The organism is Streptomyces sp. BL1 (assembly GCF_057628045.1).
The window spans coordinates 2,191,950-2,210,457 of the sequence record NZ_JBXYWZ010000002.1; the positions used below are offsets into that span (position 1 = coordinate 2,191,950).

The window sequence follows — 18,508 nt, forward strand, 5'->3', positions numbered from 1 at the left end:
TCACAGCGGGCCGGTGTTCACGGTGCGCTGTTCACGCCGGTCCTGTCGTCATGCTGCCGCGTTCGGCACGTACTTGTAGCCGACGCGGCGGACGGTGACGATGCGCTTGCGGTAGGCCGGGCCGAGCTTCCGGCGCAGCCGGGCGATGTGCACGTCGACGGTGCGCCCGTCGCCGATGTGGCTGTAGCCCCACAGGGTGGCGACGAGGTGGTCGCGCGAGTGCACCCGCTGCGGGTGGGCGACGAAGTGGGCCAGCAGTTCGAACTCCAGGTAGGTCAGGTCGAGCTGGCGTCCGTCGACCTCGGCGACATGGCGTTCGGTGTCGATGTGCACACCGGTGCCAGTAGCCGGGCCGGCGCCCGGCGGTGCCGCGGTGCGGGCGTCGGGCGACGGGCTGCCGGACGGCGGATCGGGCGGGGGCGGCGGAGTGTGCGGGGCGTGGGCCGTGGGCACCGGGCGGACCTCTGCCATGGCCCCGGTGGGGGCCAGGAAGTCCGCGGGGTCGGTGCCCTCGGGTACGAGCACCAGGTAGCCCACGAGCGGGGGTTCGGGCGCGAGGGCGGTGGAGGACATGGTGGGGGTCTCCTGAACAGTCGGAGGGGCGCGGGGAACTGGGCGTCTCAGGCCGCGGCCGTCTGGACGGCCGGCGTGTAGTGCTCCGCGTGGTCGCCCTCGACGGAGTAGCTCTGCGAACCGTCGATGCCCGCGGGCACGTCCCCGGCGACCGTGACGCGGTGCAGCTTGCGCGGCAGCGTGCCGTAGTCGTCGGGTGCGTAGTGCTGGGTGATGCGGTTGTCGAACAGGACCAGGTCGCCCGGCGCCCAGGAGATCCGGACGAGGTTCTCCGGACGGGTCACGTACGCCTGGAGGATGCGCAGCAGATCGCGCGAGTCGGACGGGCCGAGGCCCACGATGCTCTGGGCGAACCCGCCGATGAACAGGCCGCGTTCACCGCTCTCCGGGTGCACGCGGACCACCGGGTGCGCGGTCTTCCACTTCGTGGAGGTGAACACCTTGCGGTGTTCGGCGGCCTTCTCGTTCTTGGGTGCGGCGTAGTCGTAGTCGTTGGTGTGCACGGCCCACAGCCGGTCGGCGAGCTCCCGCAGCGGCTCGGGCAGGTCGTTGTAGGCGGCTGCGGAGTTGGCGATGAGCGTGTTGCCCCCGTACGGCGGGACGACGATGCTGCGCAGCGTGCTCGCCTTGGGCGGGGTGCGGACGAACGTGACGTCCGTGTGCCAGTGGTTCGCCCGTACGCCGGAATCGCCGTCCACGGGGAGGATGTTGGGCTGCCCCTCCACCGAGGGCACCGTCGGATGGGCCTTGGTGAGCTCGCCGAACAGTGAGGCGAAGCGGATCTGCGCCGCGTCGTCCAGGTGCTGGTCGCGGAAGAGCAGTGCCTTGTGTTCGAGCAGCGCGCCGTTGAGGTGCCGCACGAGGGACGGTTCGGGTTCGGCTGACAGGTCGACGCCCAGGACCTCGGCGCCGATCCGGCCGCCGATGCGGCGGATGTCGAAGCTGGTGGGGTTGTCGGTCATGAACTCTGCCTCTCTGTGTGCGGGTTGCGGGGCTGCGGCGTGCTTCCCGGCGCGGTGCCGCTCGGGGCCGTCGGGGTCACGTCGCGCGCCGGCGGGAGACACGGCGTTCGAGCCAGACCAGGAGCTGGTTGAAGCCCACGCCGACGGCGGAGATCGTGATGATCCCCGCGTACATCTGCGGGATGGCGAAGTTGAACTGCGAGTTGTTGACGAGGAAGCCGAGCCCCGCCTTGGCGCCGACCATCTCGGCCGCGATGAGGACGAGGATGGCCGTACCGCCCGCCAGCCGGATGCCGGTGAAGACGACCGGTACGGACGCCGGCAGGATCACCTTCTGGAACAGCCGCAGCGGTGACAGGTCCAGGGACGCGGCGAGCCGCAGCAGGGTCGGGTCGACGGTGCGGACGGCACTGATGGTGTTCAGCAGTACGGGCCAGGTGCACGCGTACAGCACGATCGACACTTTGGACGTCTCGCCGATGCCCAGCAGCAGCACGAACACCGGCAGCAGCGCCAGTGCCGCGGTGTTGCGGAACACCTCCAGGAGCGGGCTGAGGAAGTCGGCGAGCGGCTTGTACCAGCCGATGAGCAGCCCCAGCGGTACGGCGATCACCACCGCCAGCGCGAATCCGGCCAGGGAGCGGCCGAGGCTCGCCTGCACGTCCGCCAGCAGCCCGCCCTCGGTCAGCAACTCCCACCAGGCGACGGCCACTTCGGAGAACGGCGGCAGGAACGTGCGGTCGGTGAGGTTCAGCCGCGGCGCGGCCTCCCACACGGCGAGCAGCGCCAGGACGGCGGCGCTGCGGGTGAGCACCCGCAGCAGCACGGCACCGGCCGCGGCCAGCAGGCCGCCCTGTGCACCGCCTCGTGCGCCGTCGCCGGGCGGGCCGGTCTGCGGTGCGGGCGTACGAGGGGTCCCGTCGTCCCGGCCGGTCTGCCGCGGTGTCGTCACAGTGGTGCTCATACGGCGACCAGCTCCTTCTCCCTGCCGCTCTCCTGACGCTGCGCGAGGGTGATCTCGTCGTGCAGCAGCTCCCAGATCCGGTGCCGGTACTCGGCGAACTCCGGGCTGGAGCGCAGATCCTCGGTCTCCGTACGGCCCGCGAGCTCGACCGGCACGACTTCCTTGATGCGGCCGGGGCGCGAGGTGAGCACGGCGACGCGCTGCCCCAGATGGACGGCCTCGTCGATGCCGTGGGTGATGAACACGACGGTCTTGCCGGTGCGTTCCCAGATACGCAGCAGTTCGTCCTGCAGCAACTCGCGGGTCTGCGCGTCGAGCGCGCCGAACGGCTCGTCCATGAGCAGCACATCGGGGTCGTACGCAAGACTGCGGGCGATGGCGACCCGCTGCCGCATGCCGCCGGACAATTCGTGCGGATGCCGGTCCTGGAACCCGTCGAGGCCGACGAGGTCGAGCACCTCACGGGCACGCTCCGCCCGTTCGCGGCGCGGCACCCCGTTCGCCTCCAGACCGAACTCGACGTTGCCCTGCGCGGTGCGCCACGGCAGCAGCGCGTACTGCTGGAAGACGATGCCGCGGTCCAGACCCGGGCCCTCGACGGGTGCGCCGTCGAGGAGGATGCGTCCGCTGGTGGGCCGGTCCAGGCCGCCCAGCAGGTCGAGGAGGGTGGACTTGCCGCACCCGCTGGGGCCGACGAGGACGGTGAACTCCCCCGGTGCGATGTCGAGTTCGATGTTCTCCAGGGCTGTGACGGTACGTGCCGGTGCGCGGCGTTTGCCGCGGACCTCGAACGTCTTGCCGACCTGCTCCAGGCGGAGCTTCGGCGTGCCTTCCTGCCGGCTGCTGCTCATCGGGCGGTGCTCCCAGTGCGGTGGCGGTTGTATGCGTTGGTGTAGATGTCCTCGACGTCGACGTGGCCTCCCGGGAGGTCGCCGCGCTCCTCCAGCCATTCGGACCACATGCTCAGCTCCTTGGGCGCGATCCGGCCGCCGAAGCCCTCGACCCCGTACGACTGCCAGTAGCGCAGCGGCTCCAGGTCCTCGTTGCGGCCGCGGCGCTTCACGATCCGGACCATCCGGTCGACGACCTCGTCCCGCGGCGTCCTCTTGGACCACTCGATCGCCCGGGCCGTCCCGGTCACGAAGGCCCGCGCGGTGTCCGGGTTCGTCTCCAGGAACCGGTCGGCCATCACGTACGTGCCGGCGCTGAACCGGCCGTACAGCCGGTAGTCGCTGAACAGGGAGCGGATGCCGCCGTGTTCGAGGGCCTTGTCGCGGAGGAGGTCGCCGAGCGCGGCCATCTCGATCTGGCCCTTGCGCAGCGCCTGTTCGGTGTTGACCGGCGGCAGAGCGACGCGCTCCACCCTGTCGGCCTCGGCGCGGCTCAGTCCGGCCTGCCGGAGGTAGGTGTCCAGCATCGCCTCGTCGTGACCGCCGAGGGTGTTGAAGGCGGCCTTCTTGCCGATGAGGTCGCGTGCCGTGCGGACGGGGCTGTCCTTCAGCACGTAGAAGCCGTCGTACGCGTACTTGTCGACCCCGTAGTAGCTGATCACCGCCTTGACCGGGGCCTTGGCGGCGGCCATCTTGACGACCGCGCCGTTGAACGCGCCGCCGAAGTCGACCTCACCGGTCGCGGCGGACTGGATGTCCTGCGGCCCGCTGGTGGTGTTGCCGATCCACTGCAGTTTGACGCCGTCCAGATAGCCGAGGTCCTCGGCGAGTTCGGGCGGCGTGACCTGGCCGGCCCAGCCCTGGTAGCGGACGGTGTGGGTGCGCTTGGGGCCGCCGCCGAGCGCGCTTCCGCAGCCTGCGGTCGCGGCGCCCGCCGTGGCGGCGCCGAACAGCGCGAGGACATTCCTGCGGGAGAGGCTGCCGCGGGAGGGGGAACTTCGTGTGCTGAGCACGGATGATCTCCGGGGAGTCGCATTGCCGTAACTGCCGGTGCGGGCAGGCGAATTCGCGCATCGGCCCGAACGGAGGAAAATCGGGGACGCGAAATCAGGGCGTGAATTTCAGAGAGCGGGCAGGCGAATTCCCGGGAACGGCCGAACGGCGTGTTCACGGCGGCGTGAATTGCGGACGGCAGAGCCCGTACGGGGAATCGCGGAGGCTCAGTCCGGCTTCAACGGAGAACGGAAGCGGGAGTGAGCAGGGTCAGTCGGCTGAGCGTGCTTCAGGCGCCAGTGGCACAAATGGCACTGGCGTGACGTCGCAGATCGACGTGCAGACGCGCTACAAGATTCGCAGACTGATTCACATGAAGGAGCATGCCAGCAATTGCCGTGCGGCGTCAATGCGTTCGTTGCAATTCTCGGATGGTGAACAGCCCGTTGGCAACGGCCCGGATGACGGGCAGGTCGGTTGTTGAACAGTGACCCATTCCGGGCCGCGCGGGGCCGCCCGCCGCGCCCCGTGGGGGTGAGGCGCGGCGGCCGGACGGCTCGAAACCCTCTCGGACACGGACGCGCGTCTCAAGGGATCCGGACAAGTGTGATGCAGTCCACGCGAATTGCGTGTTCAGCCGGTGACGGTCAGTTCGAGGCGGTCAGTTCGAGAAGCTTCTGGACCGTGCGCCAGTTCCGCCCGGTGACGGTCAGCTTGGGGCGTACGGCGTTCAGCGCTGCGGGGAGCTTGCTGCGGCCCATGCCGTCGGGGAAATGGCAGTACACCGCGCGGCCGATGTGCCGGAAGGTGTCCGGCGCGTACCGCTCGGGGTCGACGGAGTCGAAGTGTCCGGGGTCCGGCGTCTCGTCGCAGAAGAGCACCAGCAGTTTCGCCGGGTCGAGTTCGTCCGCGGGGTAGGGGCAGGCCGCGGCCTCGGCGCGCAGCTCGTCCGCCGTACGCAGCACGCAGCGCACCTCGAAGCCGAAGTGCTCCGCGAGCGCCTCCTCCAGGCGCGCCCCGGGGCCGGCGTCGGCCGTGCTGAACACCGCGTTGCCGCTCTGCAGATGGGTCCGCACCCCGGCCCAGCCCAGCCCGGTCATCACCTGCCGCAGCCCGGCCATGGGCACCTTCTTGTGCCCGCCCACGTTGATCCCGCACAACAGCGCGATGTACGTCGTCTCCTGACCGCCCGTCATGCGATGGAGCGTAACGCCCCCGACAGGGGACGCGGGGAACGGCGCGAAACAGGGGCGCGGGGAACGGCGCGAGATAGGGGCGCGGGGAACTGCGCAAACCACACGCGAACCGCAGCCGCCGAACAGGGGCGCGGGGAACGGCGCGAGATAGGGGCGCGGGGAACTGCGCACGCCACAACGGAACCGCAGCCTCCCGCTCAGCCCGCCCCGCGGACCTCCGCCTCGATGAGGTCCGCGGCCCGCCCCGTACCCCCCTCCCCCGCAATCTCGTCGCGCAGAGCGCGACACCGCTCGGCCACCCCCGGATCGTCCACCAGCGCGAACAGCGCCTCCCGCAACGCGTCCGCCGTCGCCTCCTCCTTGGGCAGATGCCGCGCGACACCCCGCTCCGCGAGCATCGCCGCGTTGCCGAACTGGTCCGCGGCCTGCGGGACGGCGATCATCGGGGTCGCCGTGGCCAGCCCCTCCTTGCTGCCGCCCGCGCCGGCGTGGGTGACGAACGCGTCGGCCTCGCGCAGGATCGCCTGCTGCGGCACCCAGGAGTGCACCTCGATGTTGTCCGGTACGGGGCCCAGTTCGGACGGCTGCACATGGCGGCCGATCTGCAGGACGACATGCCAGCCGGGCAGGTCGCCGAACGCCTTGACGCACTCGCGGTAGAAACCGGGCTCCTTGGTGAACGCCGAGCCGAGCGAGACGAGCAGCACCCGTTCCGCGCCGGCCGGACGCTGCCACGTGCCCTGTTCCTCCGGCTCCGCCTGGCAGGGGCCGACGAACGTGTAGACGCTCTCGTCGACCCGGTCGCCGTGCGGCTGCAGTGCTCTGGGGACGAGCACGAGGGCGCGGCGGGGGTGCCCCATGAAGTCGTCGGGGTCCATGGTGATGCCCTCCCCGGCGAGCCACTCGCGGAAGCGCGCGTAGTAGGCCCTGCCCCGTTCGGACTGCTTGATCCCGGCGGACATGGGCCCGCCGACCTCCTCCTCGTACCCCTTCCACGCGACCATGTGCGGGGTCAGCTGGAGGTGCGGTACGCCCCAGCGGTGGGCGAGGACGCGGGAGGCGTACGACGTGGTGTCGGCGAGTACGAGACCGGGCGCGTCACCCTCGTACAGTTCCGCCAGCTGCGGCAGCGACTGGACGGCGTCGTCGAGGAACGGTTCGACCTGGTCGAGCAGTTCGATGCCCCAGTCCGCCGGGTCGGCGTCGGGCGCGGGCAGGATGGAGCGGTAGATCCGGGGCTCCGCGCCGGTGGCCGCGACGACGTCGGCGAGCTGCGGCGGGATGGCGTACGTGACCCGGTGCCCGCGTGCGACGAGCTCGCGGATGATCTCGATGTTCGGGTGGACATGGCCGTGTGCGGCGATGCTGAACATGGCGATATGCGTGCTGCGTGTGGTTTCGGCGGGCATGCACGGGACATTAGACGAGACGCGCCGTCTCGTGCAATGCGAATACGGCACCCCTGCTGTGGCGGCGCCCGTGACCGCGGCCCGGCGCCGGTCTCACGGAACGGGAACGGGCCTCAGGACACCGGCCGGGAATCCGTCCAGGCGGCCTCGAACTCCTCGCGGTACACGCCGAACAGCGCGGAGTCCGCCCCGTCCCGGTCCGCGCCGGAGCCCCGGCCCTCGCCCTGCTGCACCAGCTCGCGCCCGCCCCCGCGCAGCACGAACACCGGCGCCTCCATACCCCGTACCCGGCGCAGATAGGACTGCACGACACCGAGCCCGTCCGCACTGTCACCGTCGACGAGGTACGCCGTGAACCGCGGGGTCTCGTCGAAGACGTGGATCTCGAACGCGGCGGTGTCCCGCAGCCGGGCCCGCACCCGCCGCATGTGCAGGATGTTCATCTCGACGGAGCGGCTCAGCTCGCCCTTCTTCAGGCCCAGTTCGCGCTCGCGCCTGCGGACCGCACTGCTCGCGGGGTTGAGGAACAGCAGCCGGATGCGGCAGCCCGACTCGGCGAGCCGCAGCAGCCGCTTGCCCGAGTAGTTCTGCACGAGCAGATTCAGCCCGATGCCGATCGCGTCCAGCCGGCGCGCGCCGGCGAACAGATCCTCCGCCGGCAGGGTGCGCTGCAGCCGCACCCGGTCCGAGTACACCCCGACCACGTCCGCGAACCTGTCCCCCACCAGGTTCTCCACGGCGTCGACGGGCAGCCGCTGCCCGGCCGGCGTGCTGTCGCCCGGCGCGCCGAGCAGCTCCAGCAGCCGCGCGCACATCCGCTCGGCCTGCGCCAGCACCGTCTCGGACAGTGCCCGGTTCCGCGCGACGGCGCTGCGGGCCACCTCCAGCTCGTCCAGCGCCAGTTCGACCTCGCGGCGGTCGGCGAAGTACGGCTCGAAGCACGGCCAGTGCTGCACCATCAGCTCCCGCAGCTGAGGCAGCGTCAGAAACGACAGGATGGTGTCGTCGGCCGGATCCAGCAGATAGCCCTTGCGCCGGCTGACCTCGCGCACGGCGACCGCCCTGCGCACCCACTCCTGCCCCGCGGGCCCGGCGGCAGCGATGACCCATTCGTCACCGTGCACCGGCTCATATATCGGACGCAGGACGGCGGCCACCACGGCACGCATCCGCTGTTCGACCAGATTCAGCCAGATGTAGGCCCGTCCCGCACGCTGCGCCCGGGTCCGCACCTCCGCCCACGCGTCGGCGCCCCAGCCGAGGTCCGCACCGATCTCCATGGGGCGTGCCAAGGACACCGCCCCGGCAGGCACTTCGGTGGTCTCGCCGTCACCGCCGTCACCTGGGGGGAGCTCAAGGCCTCCCGAGCCCACCTGTGCACCGCCTTCCGGACCCTGCTGTTCGATCAAGGAAGCCTACCGATCCGGGTCCGGCGCCGCACCCGGAACCCCGCTCAACTCCCCCTGCGGGTAAGGAAGACGACCACGGGGCACCCGGCGCGGCGCGGCACAGGTGCCGGGTGGCCCCCTTCCGGGGGAAGATGTCGGAAGCGTTCGTCTGTGCGGCCCCGGCTGCGCAAGGATGCTCCGGTGCAGCTGACCGACGCCACGGCCGGCAGGCTGCCCCATGCCCTCGACAGGACGGGACGACCGCATGCAGGTCTGGCCGGGACAGGCTTATCCGCTCGGAGCCACTTATGACGGCGCGGGCACCAACTTCGCGGTGTACTCCGAGGCGGCCGACCGGGTGGAGCTCTGTCTGCTGCACGACGACGGCTCCGAGACCGCCGTCGCGCTGCGCGAGTCGGACGCCTTCGTGCGGCACGCGTATCTGCCGGGCGTGATGCCCGGCCAGCGGTACGGATTCCGGGTGCACGGCCCCTACGAGCCCGGCAGCGGGCACCGGTGCAACAGCGCGAAACTGCTCCTCGATCCGTACGCGCGCGCGGTCAGCGGGAGCGTCGCCTGGCACGAGGCCGTCTACGGCTACCACTTCGGCGCGCCCGACCAGCGCAACGATCTGGACTCCGCGCCGCACACCATGACGTCGGTCGTGGTCAACCCGTACTTCGACTGGGGGGACGACCGCCCGCCGCGCACCGACTATCACCACACCGTCATCTACGAGGCGCACGTCAAGGGCCTCACGATGCTGCACCCCGAACTGCCCGACGAACTGCGCGGCACGTACGCGGCGCTGGCGCACCCGGCGGTCATCGGCCATCTGACCGAACTGGGCGTCACCGCGCTCGAACTGATGCCGGTTCACCAGTTCGTCACGGACCACAGGCTGGCCGACGCCGGGATGACCAACTACTGGGGTTACAACACCATCGGCTTCTTCGCCCCGCACAACGCGTACGCGTCGTGGGGCGACCGCGGGCAGCAGGTGCTGGAGTTCAAACAGGCCGTGCGCGCACTGCACGAGGCCGGCATCGAAGTCATCCTCGACGTCGTCTACAACCACACGGCGGAAGGCAATCACCTCGGTCCCACGCTCTCCTTCCGCGGCCTCGACAATGCCTCGTACTACCGGCTGGCCGACGATCCGCGCTACTACACGGACACGACGGGCACCGGTAATTCACTGCTCATGCGGTCCCCTCACGTCCTGCAGCTCATCATGGACTCGCTGCGCTACTGGGTGACCGAGATGCACGTGGACGGTTTCCGGTTCGATCTGGCCGCCACTCTGGCACGTCAGTTCCACGAAGTGGACAGGCTGTCGTCGTTCTTCGACCTGGTGCAGCAGGATCCGGTGGTCAGCCAGGTGAAACTGATCGCCGAACCGTGGGACGTCGGCGAGGGCGGCTATCAGGTGGGCAACTTCCCGCCGCTGTGGGCCGAGTGGAACGGGCGCTACCGGGACACCGTGCGGGACCTGTGGCGCGGCGAGCCGCGCACCCTGGCCGAGTTCGGGTCCCGGCTGACGGGCTCCTCCGACCTCTACCAGGACGACGGCCGCCGCCCCCTCGCCTCCGTCAACTTCGTCACCTGCCACGACGGCTTCACCCTGCGGGACCTCGTGTCGTACAACGACAAGCACAACGAGGCCAACGGCGAGGGCAACCGGGACGGCGAGAGCCACAACCGGTCGTGGAACTGCGGCGCGGAGGGCGAGACCGACGACCGGGACGTCCTGCGGCTGCGCCGCCGGCAGACGCGCAACTTCCTCGCCACGCTGATGCTGTCGCAGGGTGTGCCGATGCTCAGCCACGGCGACGAGTTCGGCCGTACGCAGCACGGCAACAACAACGCCTACTGCCAGGACGGCGAACTGTCCTGGGTGCACTGGCCGGACAGCAGCGCCTCCGACGGTTCACCTGAGGCGGAACAGCTGTGCGCGTTCGTACGGGCCATGGTGTGGCTGCGGCGCGACCATCCGGTCTTCCGGCGGCGGCGGTTCTTCCACGGCCGCCCTGTGGAGGGCACCCACGACGAACTGTCCGACATCTCGTGGTTCACGCCCGAGGGCGACGAGATGACCCAGCGGGACTGGCAGGCGGCCCACGCCAAGGCGCTCACCGTCTTCCTCAACGGCAGCGCCATCTCCGAGCCGGGGACACGCGGCGAACGGATCACCGACGACTCGTTCCTGCTGCTGTTCAACCCGCACTTCGAACAGCTGGACTTCGTGGTGCCGGTCGACCACGGGCCGCAGTGGCAGCTCGTCGTGGACACCGCCGAGGACGAACTGCCGGGCGACAGCAGCCAGAAGGTGCAGGCAGGCGACCGGATCACCCTGACGGACCGCAGCCTGGTCGTCCTCCGCCGCCCGGGCTGACCGCCAGCCGACGCCGACCTCTGCGTTTCCCCGACAGAAGGACAGGACGCACGAAAACACGCTAACGCATGGGCAGCAGTTCCTGGATTCGTTGCCACGGTGGGCCATAGCGGAGTGCCCTGGCACGGCGCAGGGGTTCGCAAATCTCTTCGGCTTCCGAGCGTGACGTCGACTGGGGTTGTTCGTTGGTGTAATCGAGAGATGAAACGCCGTTGGGGGGGGGTGACGGGTTGTGGCCGGAGCGACGCGGGGCGGGAAGGGGCGTCGGGCACGCCCTCTTCGGGAGTTGGCGGCGCCGTTCGTGGTCGCACCGCCTGCCGGGTGCCGGATCCGCACCCGGCTGCGCCTCTCCGAGACCGACGAGACGGTATTGCGGGCGGTCGGTGAGCATCTGGGGGCGCTGGCCAGGGCCGACCTGGCAGCAAGGGTACGGATGGGGGATGTCCCGGCCGCGCAGAGCCGGAGAGCGGAGCGGAAGAAGGCCCTGACCGCCCACTCTTCCTCCCGCTGGGCCGGGAGCATCACCCGCACCTCGGAGGATCAGTATCAGCTGGCCCGGAGGGCTCTGAACGATCTGATCGGCTCGCTGCGCCGCGCGACCAAGGCCATCGAGGCCCGCCTGGCCGCCCCGGCAGGAGACACGGTGAGTCAGGGGCAGCGAGTGGTACGCGGGTATGCGGACCGGGCGGAGCGGCGGGCCAAGCAACAGCGCCTGCAGACCCTCCAAGCCCGTCTGCGCAACGCCCTGCGGGAGCGGAAGTCCGGGCAGTTGCGCATCACCCAGGGCGGGCGCCGCCTGCTCCATACCCGCCACCACCTCTACGGCCAAGCCAGCGGCCCCAGGCCGCTGAGCGAAGAGGCATGGCTGGCCGAACTAGGCGCCTGGCGTCAGGAATGGGTGGCGCGGCGGATGTTCCTGACCGCCGACGGTGAGGGCGGAGCACCGTTCGGGAATTACACGCTCAGTATCGACCCCGCCGACGGCAGCATCGCCTTGGTCTTGCCCGAACCGCTCCGCGCGCAGTTCGCCAACGCCCCGCGCGGGCGCTACGTCCTGGATGCCAGGGCGGTGTTCACGCATCGGTGTCAGGAGTGGGCAGACCGCATCGTGGCGGGTGGTGCAGTGCGCTACGACATCACCTACAACTGCGAGCGGAGCCGCTGGTATCTGGACGCGTCCTGGTCCACAGCGAAGAAGGGGCAGAAGACCCCGGCCCCGACCGTGGAGGTCCTTCGGCAGCACCCCGTTATCGCGGTGGACGTGAATGCCGACCATCTCGCCGCCTGGCTGCTCGATGTGCACGGCAACCCCGTCGGCACACCGCGCGCCCTCTCCCTGGACCTGTACGGGCTGCCTGCCACCACCCGCGATGCCCGCATCCGTGAGGCCGTCACGCATCTGATCGACCTCGCCCGCGGACACGGGTGCGCGGGAATCGTGATCGAGAACCTCAACTTCGCCGACGCTCGCGCCACCGGACGGGAGAAGCTCGGGCGTGGGAAGCGCGGCAAGTCCTTCAGGCGCACGGTCGCCGGTATTCCCACGATGCGGTTCCGCGACCGCTTGGCCAGCATGGCCCACCACGCCGGCCTGTCCGTCATCGCCGTCGACCCGGCGTACACGAGTCGCTGGGGCGCGCAGCACTGGCTGAAGCCCCTGAAAGACACCAAGCAGACTTCCGGCTCAACCGCGGTGACGGGGCATCATGCCGCCGCCGTGGTGGTCGGCAGACGGGGCCTGGGATTCCCGGCCCGGCGCAGGAGCAACGGAGCCCGCCAAACCCCCACCGGTCGTGCGACACCACGTGCACGGCGGGTGGGGGCCGCACGACCGGAGGATCGTGCCGGGCCAACCGTCCCCGGACCGCCGAGCCACCGATCCAGGCCCCGCAAGGAGCAGGCAGCTCCGGCCGGGACCCCTCGCAGCGCCATCACGCCGACCGGTGCGGTGGCGTGTCAGACGGCGGTCGCCCGGCCCGGAAAGCACCCGCCCCCAGGCCCCAACACCGTTCGGGGGCCCAGCACTCCAGGCCAGCAACCCGCTGCACGGAATGCCCGAGTTGACCGAGTCCGGCCGACCGGCAATGGAACGGTACGTGGTTTCCTATGACGCCGCACGTGCCGACCGCGACGTACCGACTCCAGCTCCAGCCGGAGTTCCCCTTCGGGGCCGCCGAACGCGCCGTGCCGTACCTCGCCCGGCTCGGCGTCTCCCATCTGCATCTGTCCCCCGTGCTGACGTCCGTGCCCGGCTCGGCGCACGGGTACGACGTCACCGACCACACGTCCGTACGGGAGGAGCTGGGCGGCGAGCCCGGCCTGCGCTCCCTGTCGCGGACCGCCCGTGAGCATGGGCTCGGGCTGATCCTCGACGTGGTGCCGAACCACATGGCCGTACCCGAGGACACCCGGCTCAACGCCCCCCTCTGGCACGTGCTGCGGGAGGGGCGGGACTCGCCGTACGCCCGCTGGTTCGACATCGACTGGGACGCCGGCGGGGCCTCCTCCCCGGACGGCGCACGGCACGCCCCGGGCGGGGCACAGGAGGGGCGGGTGCTGCTGCCCTTCCTGGGCGGGCCCCTGGGCGACGAACTGCACCGGCTGACCGTCCGGGAGGGCTCCCTGCACTACGGCACACGTGTGCTGCCTCTGCGGGAGGGCACGGAGAGGCTCCCGCTGCCCGCACTGCTCGCCGCACAGCACTACCGGCTCGCCTGGTGGCGGCTGGCCCGTACGGACCTCAACTACCGGCGGTTCTTCACCATTTCCGAGCTGATCGGCGTACGGGTCGAGGGCCCGGAGGTCTTCGCCGCCACCCATGCGACAGTGCTGCGGCTGCTGCGCGAGGGCGTCGCGGACGGACTGCGGGTGGACCATCCCGACGGACTGGCCCAGCCGGGCGCCTATCTGCGGCAGTTGAGCGCGGGGACGGAGGGGCGCTGGACAGTCGTCGAGAAGATCCTCGCCCGCGGTGAGAACCTGCCGGCCGACTGGCCCGTCGCCGGCACCACGGGCTACGACACGCTGCACCACATCGACGGCCTGTTCACCGACCCGCAGGGGCTCGCCGAACTGGCCGACGTGTACCGGGACTTCACCGGCGCGCCCCCGGAACGCGGCGGTGCGTGGGAGCCCACGGCACACGCCGCCGCACACCGCTTCGTACGGCGGGAGCTCGTCTCCGAGACCGAACGGCTCGTCCGTACTGCCGTGCGCGTCTGCGAGGCGGCGCCCGGCGAACTGTCCGACCACTCCGCCGCCGCACTGCGCACCGCGCTGCACGAGGTTCTGGTGCGGCTGCCCGTCTACCGTCCGTACGCGACCGCGGGCACCGCACCGCGGGAGACGGACCGCGCACTGCTGGACGCCGCGGCGGAAGGTGCGCGGCAGGCGTGCGCGGGCCCCGACGAGTCGCGTGCCGTGGGACTCGTCCGGGACCTGGCGCTGGGCGTCCGCGGGGCGGGTCCGGACGAGGAGGGGTTCGCGGCCCGGTTCGCACAGGTGGCCTCCGCGCTGCGGGCCAAGTCGCTGGAGGACACGGCGTTCTACCGGTACACGCCGCTGCTGTCCGCCTGCGAGGTCGGCGGCTCCCCCGGCGCGCCCGCCGTACCGCCCGCCGGCTTCCACGCGTACTGCGCGCGGCAGCAGCGGGACTGGCCGACGGCGGCGACCGCGCTCACCACGCACGACACGAAACGCAGTGCGGACGTGCGCGCCGCCATCGCCCTGCTCACCGAATGCCCCGGCCGCTGGGCGGCGTTCCTCGCCGACCCGCAGGTCCGTGAGGCCGGCGAGCGGGCCCCGGACCGGCACACCGCCTGGACGGCGTGGCAGACGGCAGTCGGACTGGGAGGCGTCGACGGCGAAACGGACGGACCCCCCACCCGCAGCCGGCTGGCCGGATGGCTGCTGAAGTCCGTACGGGAGGCGGCACTTCGCACCACGTGGACCGAGCAGAACAGGGAGTACGAGGAAGCGGTCGAGCAGTTCGCACACACCGGCACGACAGGCCCCGTACAGGCGGCACTGGACGAACTGCTGGCCTCCCTCGCCCCGTACGTACGCGCCAACGTGCTCGGCACGGCACTCCTGCACCTCACCGTGCCGGGCGTCCCCGACCTCTATCAGGGCACCGAGTACCTTTCACGCACACTGACCGACCCGGACAACCGCCGTCCTGTGCGCTTCCCCGGCGCGGCGGAGGAGGCGGCCGCGCCCGCGCGGCAGGCAGAACTGTCGGACGAAAAGCAGGCGTTGACGTCGACCGTGCTGCGGCTCCGCCGCGCGCACCCGGAGTGGTTCCTCGGCGCCGCCGCGTACGAACCGCTGGAGGCGAGGGGCGGGGCGGCCGGGCACTGTCTGGCCTTCGCCCGGTCGGGCCGCGTCATCACCGCGGTGACCCGGCTCGGTCTGCGGCTGCACGCGTCGGGCGGCTGGCGCGACACGGAACTGCCGCTCCCCGCGGGCGACTGGCGCGACCTGCTGTCGGGACGCGCCGTCGAGCAGCGCTGTCCGGTGGCCGGCCTCTTCGCGGACCGGCCGGTGGCGCTGCTCGTCAGGACGTAGGCGACACCGTCAGGACGTGGACGCCGGAGGGACGGACGGAGGGGGCGGCGCCTGAGGCACCGGCGGCACGGCCAGCCTGAACCCCACCTGTCCGAACCGCACTTGGTCGCCCGGCCGCACGGCGACCGAACCCGTCACCCTGCTGCCGTTCACCCATGTGCCGTTGCTGGACCCCAGGTCCCGCAGCGACCACCCCGTACGCGTACTGCTCAGCTGCGCGTGCACACGGGAGACGGTGAAGTGGCTGAGCCGCAGCATGGATCCGGGCGCGCGCCCGATGGTGAACGGGTACGGGCCGGGCCGCGGCAGCAGCAGTTCGGGCAGCCGCTCGGCCTGCCACGCCCTGCGCAGCGACCCGGAGAACGCCGACACCTTGCCGATCGCCTGGGTGAACCACCCGGCGGCCGGCTTCCTCAACGGCAGGTCGTACAGCACCGCTTGCAGCTCACCCTGCCACTGCGCGTGCAGCACGACATCCATCCGCCGCATGAACGTGTCCTGCGACAGCCGCCCCTGCGCGGCCCCTTCACGCAGCACCTCGAGCGCGCGGTCCCGGTCCGCGTCCGACAGCCGCGGCGGATACCCGCTGAACTCGAGTGACGTCATACCCCCGATTCTCCGCAGCCCACGATCCCGTGTCCAGGCAGGTCAGAGGTCAGTAGCCGAATGATGACATCGACGGTGCCCGCCGACCTGGGGCTTCGACGGCGCGCGGCGTAGCGGTGGGGTGCTGTTCGGACGCAGCATGGGGGCATGCTGTTCGAGGTGTGGGCTCCCGGGGCGGGACAGGTCGTGCTGCGGTTGCGCGGCGAGGACGTCCCGATGGAGCCCGGCCCGGAACGGCAGGGCTGGTGGGTGGCTTCGGCGGAGGCCGCGCCGGGCGACCGGTACGGCTTCTCGCTCGACGGCGGGCCCGTGCTGCCCGATCCCCGGTCGCGGCGGCAGCCCGACGGGCCGGACGGCGAGAGCGCGGTCACGGGACCGGCGGCGTACGGCTGGCGGCACGCGTGGCGCGGGCGGGCGCTGCCCGGTGCGGTGCTGTACGAGCTGCACGTCGGCACGTTCACCCGTGAGGGCACTTTCGACGCCGCGGCCGAACGGCTCGGGCATGTGGCCGGGCTGGGTGTGACACATGTCGAACTGATGCCGGTGTGCCCGTTCCCCGGCCGGCACGGCTGGGGGTACGAAGGTGTCGCCCTGTGGGCGGTGCACGAACCGTACGGCGGTCCGGACGGGCTGCGGCGGTTCGTGGACGCGGCACACGGTCACGGGCTGGGCGTCGTCCTGGACGTGGTGCACAACCACCTGGGCCCGTCCGGCAACCATCTGCCCGCGTTCGGCCCGTACTTCACGGACCGGCACCACACGCCGTGGGGTGCCGCCGTCAATCTGGACGGCCCGGGCTCCGACGACGTGCGCGCGCATTTCATCGGCAGCGCGCTCGCCTTTCTGCACGACTATCAGCTGGACGGGCTGCGGCTGGACGCCGTGCACGCGCTGGCCGACACCCGCGCCGACCACTTCCTCGCCGAACTCTCCCGCGAGGTGGACACCATGGCGGCGCACACGGGGCGCCCCCTCTTCCTCATCGCCGAGTCCGATCTGAACGACCCCCGGACCACGGCCCCGCGCGCCGTGCACGGGCACGGCCTGCACGCGCAGTGGAACGACGACTTCCACCACGCGTTGCACACCGCGCTGACCGGTGAAGCGCAGGGCTACTACGCGGACTTCGCGCAGGACCCCCTGTACGCGCTGCGCAAGACGCTGACCGGCGCGTTCTTCCACGACGGCACATACTCGTCGTTCCGCGGCCGCGGCCACGGGCGGCCCGTCGGCACGGCGGTCGCGGCCGTTCCGGCCCACCGCTTCCTGGCGTACGCGCAGACCCACGACCAGATCGGAAACCGCGCACAGGGCGACCGGCTGTGCTCGCTGCTGCCGCCCGGCCTCGCGGCCTGCGCGGCGGCGCTCGTGCTGCTCGCGCCGGGGACGCCCATGCTGTTCATGGGTGAGGAGTGGGGCGCGGGCACCCCCTGGCAGTTCTTCACGGACCACACGGACCCGGACCTCGCACAGGCCGTACGGCAGGGCAGACGGCGGGAGTTCGCGGCGCACGGCTGGGCGGAGGACGACGTGCCCGATCCGCAGGACCCGGCCACCCGGGACCGCTCCTGTCTCGACTGGGCCGAACCGTCCCGCGCACCGCACGCACGCCTGCTGGCCTGGCACCGCGATCTGATCGCCCTGCGGCACGGGCACCCCGTACTGGCGCACACGCCACTGGGCGACGCGGATGTCCGGTACGACGCGGGGGCCGGATGGCTGCTGCTGCGCAACGGGCCGCTGTACGTGGCCGTCAGCCTGGGGCCGGACGGTGCGTCGATTCCCCTGCCCGCAGGTGAGCCGGAGGTGCTGGCCGCGTGGGACGCGGAGAACACGCACTGTACGGAAGGCCTGCTGCGGCTCCCGCCCGCCTCGGCGGCCGTTCTGCGGTGAACCAGTGCGCGGTGCGTCCTGGCGGCGTCAGCCCTCCAGCGCGAGCCGTACTCCGAGGATCAACAGCACGCCGCCCGAGACCTGTTCGAGCCGCCGTCGTACGCCCGCGCGGGAGAGGATGCCCCGCAGCCGGGCCACACCCCACACGTACGTGGCGTAGTAGCACGTCTCGAACACCGCCCACAGGGCGGCCAGTCCGAGCATCACCGGCAGCTGCGGCGCGCCCTCCGGCACGAACTGCGGGAGGAACGACATGGCGAACACGGCCGCCTTGGGGTTCGCCATGTTCATCAGCAGTCCGGCCCAGTAGGCCCGCAGTCCGGTGCCGCTCCGCCCCCGTGCGGCCGGTTCCTCGCCGGCGACGGCCACGGTGCCGGCCCCGCGCCGCGCGGACCGGATCGCCTGCACGCCGAACACGACCAGCACCGCGGCACCCACGTACCGCATCACGTCGTACGCGACCTCGGAGGCCGCGAGCAGTGCGGTCAGCCCGAGCGCGGCGATGACGCCCCACAGGAAGACGCCGGTCTCGTTGCCGAGCACCGTCAGCATGCCGGAGCGGCGGCTCTCCAGGGACTGACGGACGATCAGCATCGTGCTGGGCCCCGGGGACAGGGCGATGAGCAGGCAGGCGCCCAGGAAGGGCAGCAGTGTTCCGAGCATGCCGTCATCC

At 71.3% G+C, this 18,508-nt stretch carries 16 protein-coding genes; 5 read left to right on the forward strand and 11 right to left on the reverse strand.

Annotation, left to right across the window (positions count from 1 at the left end; all coding sequences use genetic code 11):
• Nucleotides 1-48: 48 nt before the first annotated feature.
• From AC3AGO_RS09805 to AC3AGO_RS09830, 6 genes are all read right to left on the reverse strand, one after another.
• Nucleotides 49-573 (reverse strand): winged helix-turn-helix domain-containing protein, encoded by a 525-nt coding sequence (locus AC3AGO_RS09805; RefSeq protein ID WP_487819762.1) that lies wholly within the window; start codon nt 571-573, stop codon nt 49-51.
• Nucleotides 574-620: 47 nt separating this feature from the next.
• On the reverse strand, nt 621-1,535 hold the full coding sequence (locus tag AC3AGO_RS09810) for a TauD/TfdA dioxygenase family protein (protein ID WP_487819763.1): 915 nt from the start codon (nt 1,533-1,535) through the stop codon (nt 621-623).
• Nucleotides 1,536-1,611: 76 nt separating this feature from the next.
• The gene (locus AC3AGO_RS09815) at nt 1,612-2,499 is read right to left on the reverse strand and encodes an ABC transporter permease (RefSeq protein ID WP_487819764.1); all 888 of its coding nucleotides are present in this window, start codon (nt 2,497-2,499) and stop codon (nt 1,612-1,614) included.
• The gene (locus tag AC3AGO_RS09820) at nt 2,496-3,350 is read right to left on the reverse strand and encodes an ABC transporter ATP-binding protein (RefSeq protein ID WP_487819765.1); all 855 of its coding nucleotides are present in this window, start codon (nt 3,348-3,350) and stop codon (nt 2,496-2,498) included. Before AC3AGO_RS09820 ends, AC3AGO_RS09815 begins: the two co-directional genes overlap by 4 nt.
• Nucleotides 3,347-4,402 (reverse strand): ABC transporter substrate-binding protein, encoded by a 1,056-nt coding sequence (locus tag AC3AGO_RS09825; protein ID WP_487819766.1) that lies wholly within the window; start codon nt 4,400-4,402, stop codon nt 3,347-3,349. Before AC3AGO_RS09825 ends, AC3AGO_RS09820 begins: the two co-directional genes overlap by 4 nt.
• A 269-nt stretch (nt 4,403-4,671) precedes the next feature.
• Complete coding sequence (locus AC3AGO_RS09830; RefSeq protein ID WP_487824597.1) at nt 4,672-4,725, reverse strand: hypothetical protein; 54 nt, start codon at nt 4,723-4,725, stop codon at nt 4,672-4,674.
• On the opposite strand from AC3AGO_RS09830, the gene AC3AGO_RS09835 reads away from it, so the two are divergent.
• The gene (locus tag AC3AGO_RS09835) at nt 4,702-4,866 is read left to right on the forward strand and encodes a hypothetical protein (RefSeq protein WP_487824925.1); all 165 of its coding nucleotides are present in this window, start codon (nt 4,702-4,704) and stop codon (nt 4,864-4,866) included. The genes AC3AGO_RS09830 and AC3AGO_RS09835 overlap by 24 nt on opposite strands.
• Nucleotides 4,867-5,029: 163 nt before the next feature.
• Here the strand turns inward: AC3AGO_RS09835 and AC3AGO_RS09840 are convergent, their stop codons facing one another.
• The 3 genes from AC3AGO_RS09840 to AC3AGO_RS09850 all read right to left on the reverse strand — a co-directional run bounded on the left by AC3AGO_RS09840 (nt 5,030) and on the right by AC3AGO_RS09850 (nt 8,360).
• Complete coding sequence (locus AC3AGO_RS09840; RefSeq protein ID WP_487819767.1) at nt 5,030-5,578, reverse strand: DUF1697 domain-containing protein; 549 nt, start codon at nt 5,576-5,578, stop codon at nt 5,030-5,032.
• A 197-nt stretch (nt 5,579-5,775) separates the two neighbouring features.
• Complete coding sequence (locus AC3AGO_RS09845; protein WP_487819768.1) at nt 5,776-6,987, reverse strand: macrolide family glycosyltransferase; 1,212 nt, start codon at nt 6,985-6,987, stop codon at nt 5,776-5,778.
• Nucleotides 6,988-7,100: 113 nt separating this feature from the next.
• The gene (locus AC3AGO_RS09850; protein WP_487819769.1) at nt 7,101-8,360 is read right to left on the reverse strand and encodes a DUF5919 domain-containing protein; all 1,260 of its coding nucleotides are present in this window, start codon (nt 8,358-8,360) and stop codon (nt 7,101-7,103) included.
• Nucleotides 8,361-8,640: 280 nt separating this feature from the next.
• On the opposite strand from AC3AGO_RS09850, the gene glgX reads away from it, so the two are divergent.
• The 3 genes from glgX to treY all read left to right on the forward strand — a co-directional run bounded on the left by glgX (nt 8,641) and on the right by treY (nt 15,336).
• The gene (glgX, locus tag AC3AGO_RS09855; RefSeq protein WP_487824598.1) at nt 8,641-10,770 is read left to right on the forward strand and encodes a glycogen debranching protein GlgX; all 2,130 of its coding nucleotides are present in this window, start codon (nt 8,641-8,643) and stop codon (nt 10,768-10,770) included.
• A 286-nt stretch (nt 10,771-11,056) separates the two neighbouring features.
• The gene (locus AC3AGO_RS09860) at nt 11,057-12,880 is read left to right on the forward strand and encodes a nuclease/transposase family protein (RefSeq protein WP_487819770.1); all 1,824 of its coding nucleotides are present in this window, start codon (nt 11,057-11,059) and stop codon (nt 12,878-12,880) included.
• A complete protein-coding gene (gene treY / locus AC3AGO_RS09865) occupies nt 12,877-15,336 on the forward strand; it encodes a malto-oligosyltrehalose synthase (protein WP_487819771.1) in 2,460 nt (819 codons plus the stop codon). The genes AC3AGO_RS09860 and treY overlap by 4 nt, the downstream gene beginning before the upstream one ends.
• A 9-nt stretch (nt 15,337-15,345) precedes the next feature.
• Here the strand turns inward: treY and AC3AGO_RS09870 are convergent, their stop codons facing one another.
• Nucleotides 15,346-15,942, reverse strand: coding sequence for an FHA domain-containing protein (locus tag AC3AGO_RS09870; protein WP_487819772.1), 597 nt, complete (start codon nt 15,940-15,942; stop codon nt 15,346-15,348).
• Nucleotides 15,943-16,089: 147 nt separating this feature from the next.
• On the opposite strand from AC3AGO_RS09870, the gene treZ reads away from it, so the two are divergent.
• Nucleotides 16,090-17,835, forward strand: coding sequence for a malto-oligosyltrehalose trehalohydrolase (gene treZ / locus AC3AGO_RS09875; RefSeq protein ID WP_487819773.1), 1,746 nt, complete (start codon nt 16,090-16,092; stop codon nt 17,833-17,835).
• A gap of 27 nt (nt 17,836-17,862) precedes the next feature.
• On the opposite strand, the gene AC3AGO_RS09880 is transcribed toward treZ, so the two are convergent.
• On the reverse strand, nt 17,863-18,498 hold the full coding sequence (locus AC3AGO_RS09880; protein WP_487819774.1) for a LysE family translocator: 636 nt from the start codon (nt 18,496-18,498) through the stop codon (nt 17,863-17,865).
• Nucleotides 18,499-18,508 lie beyond the last annotated feature (10 nt).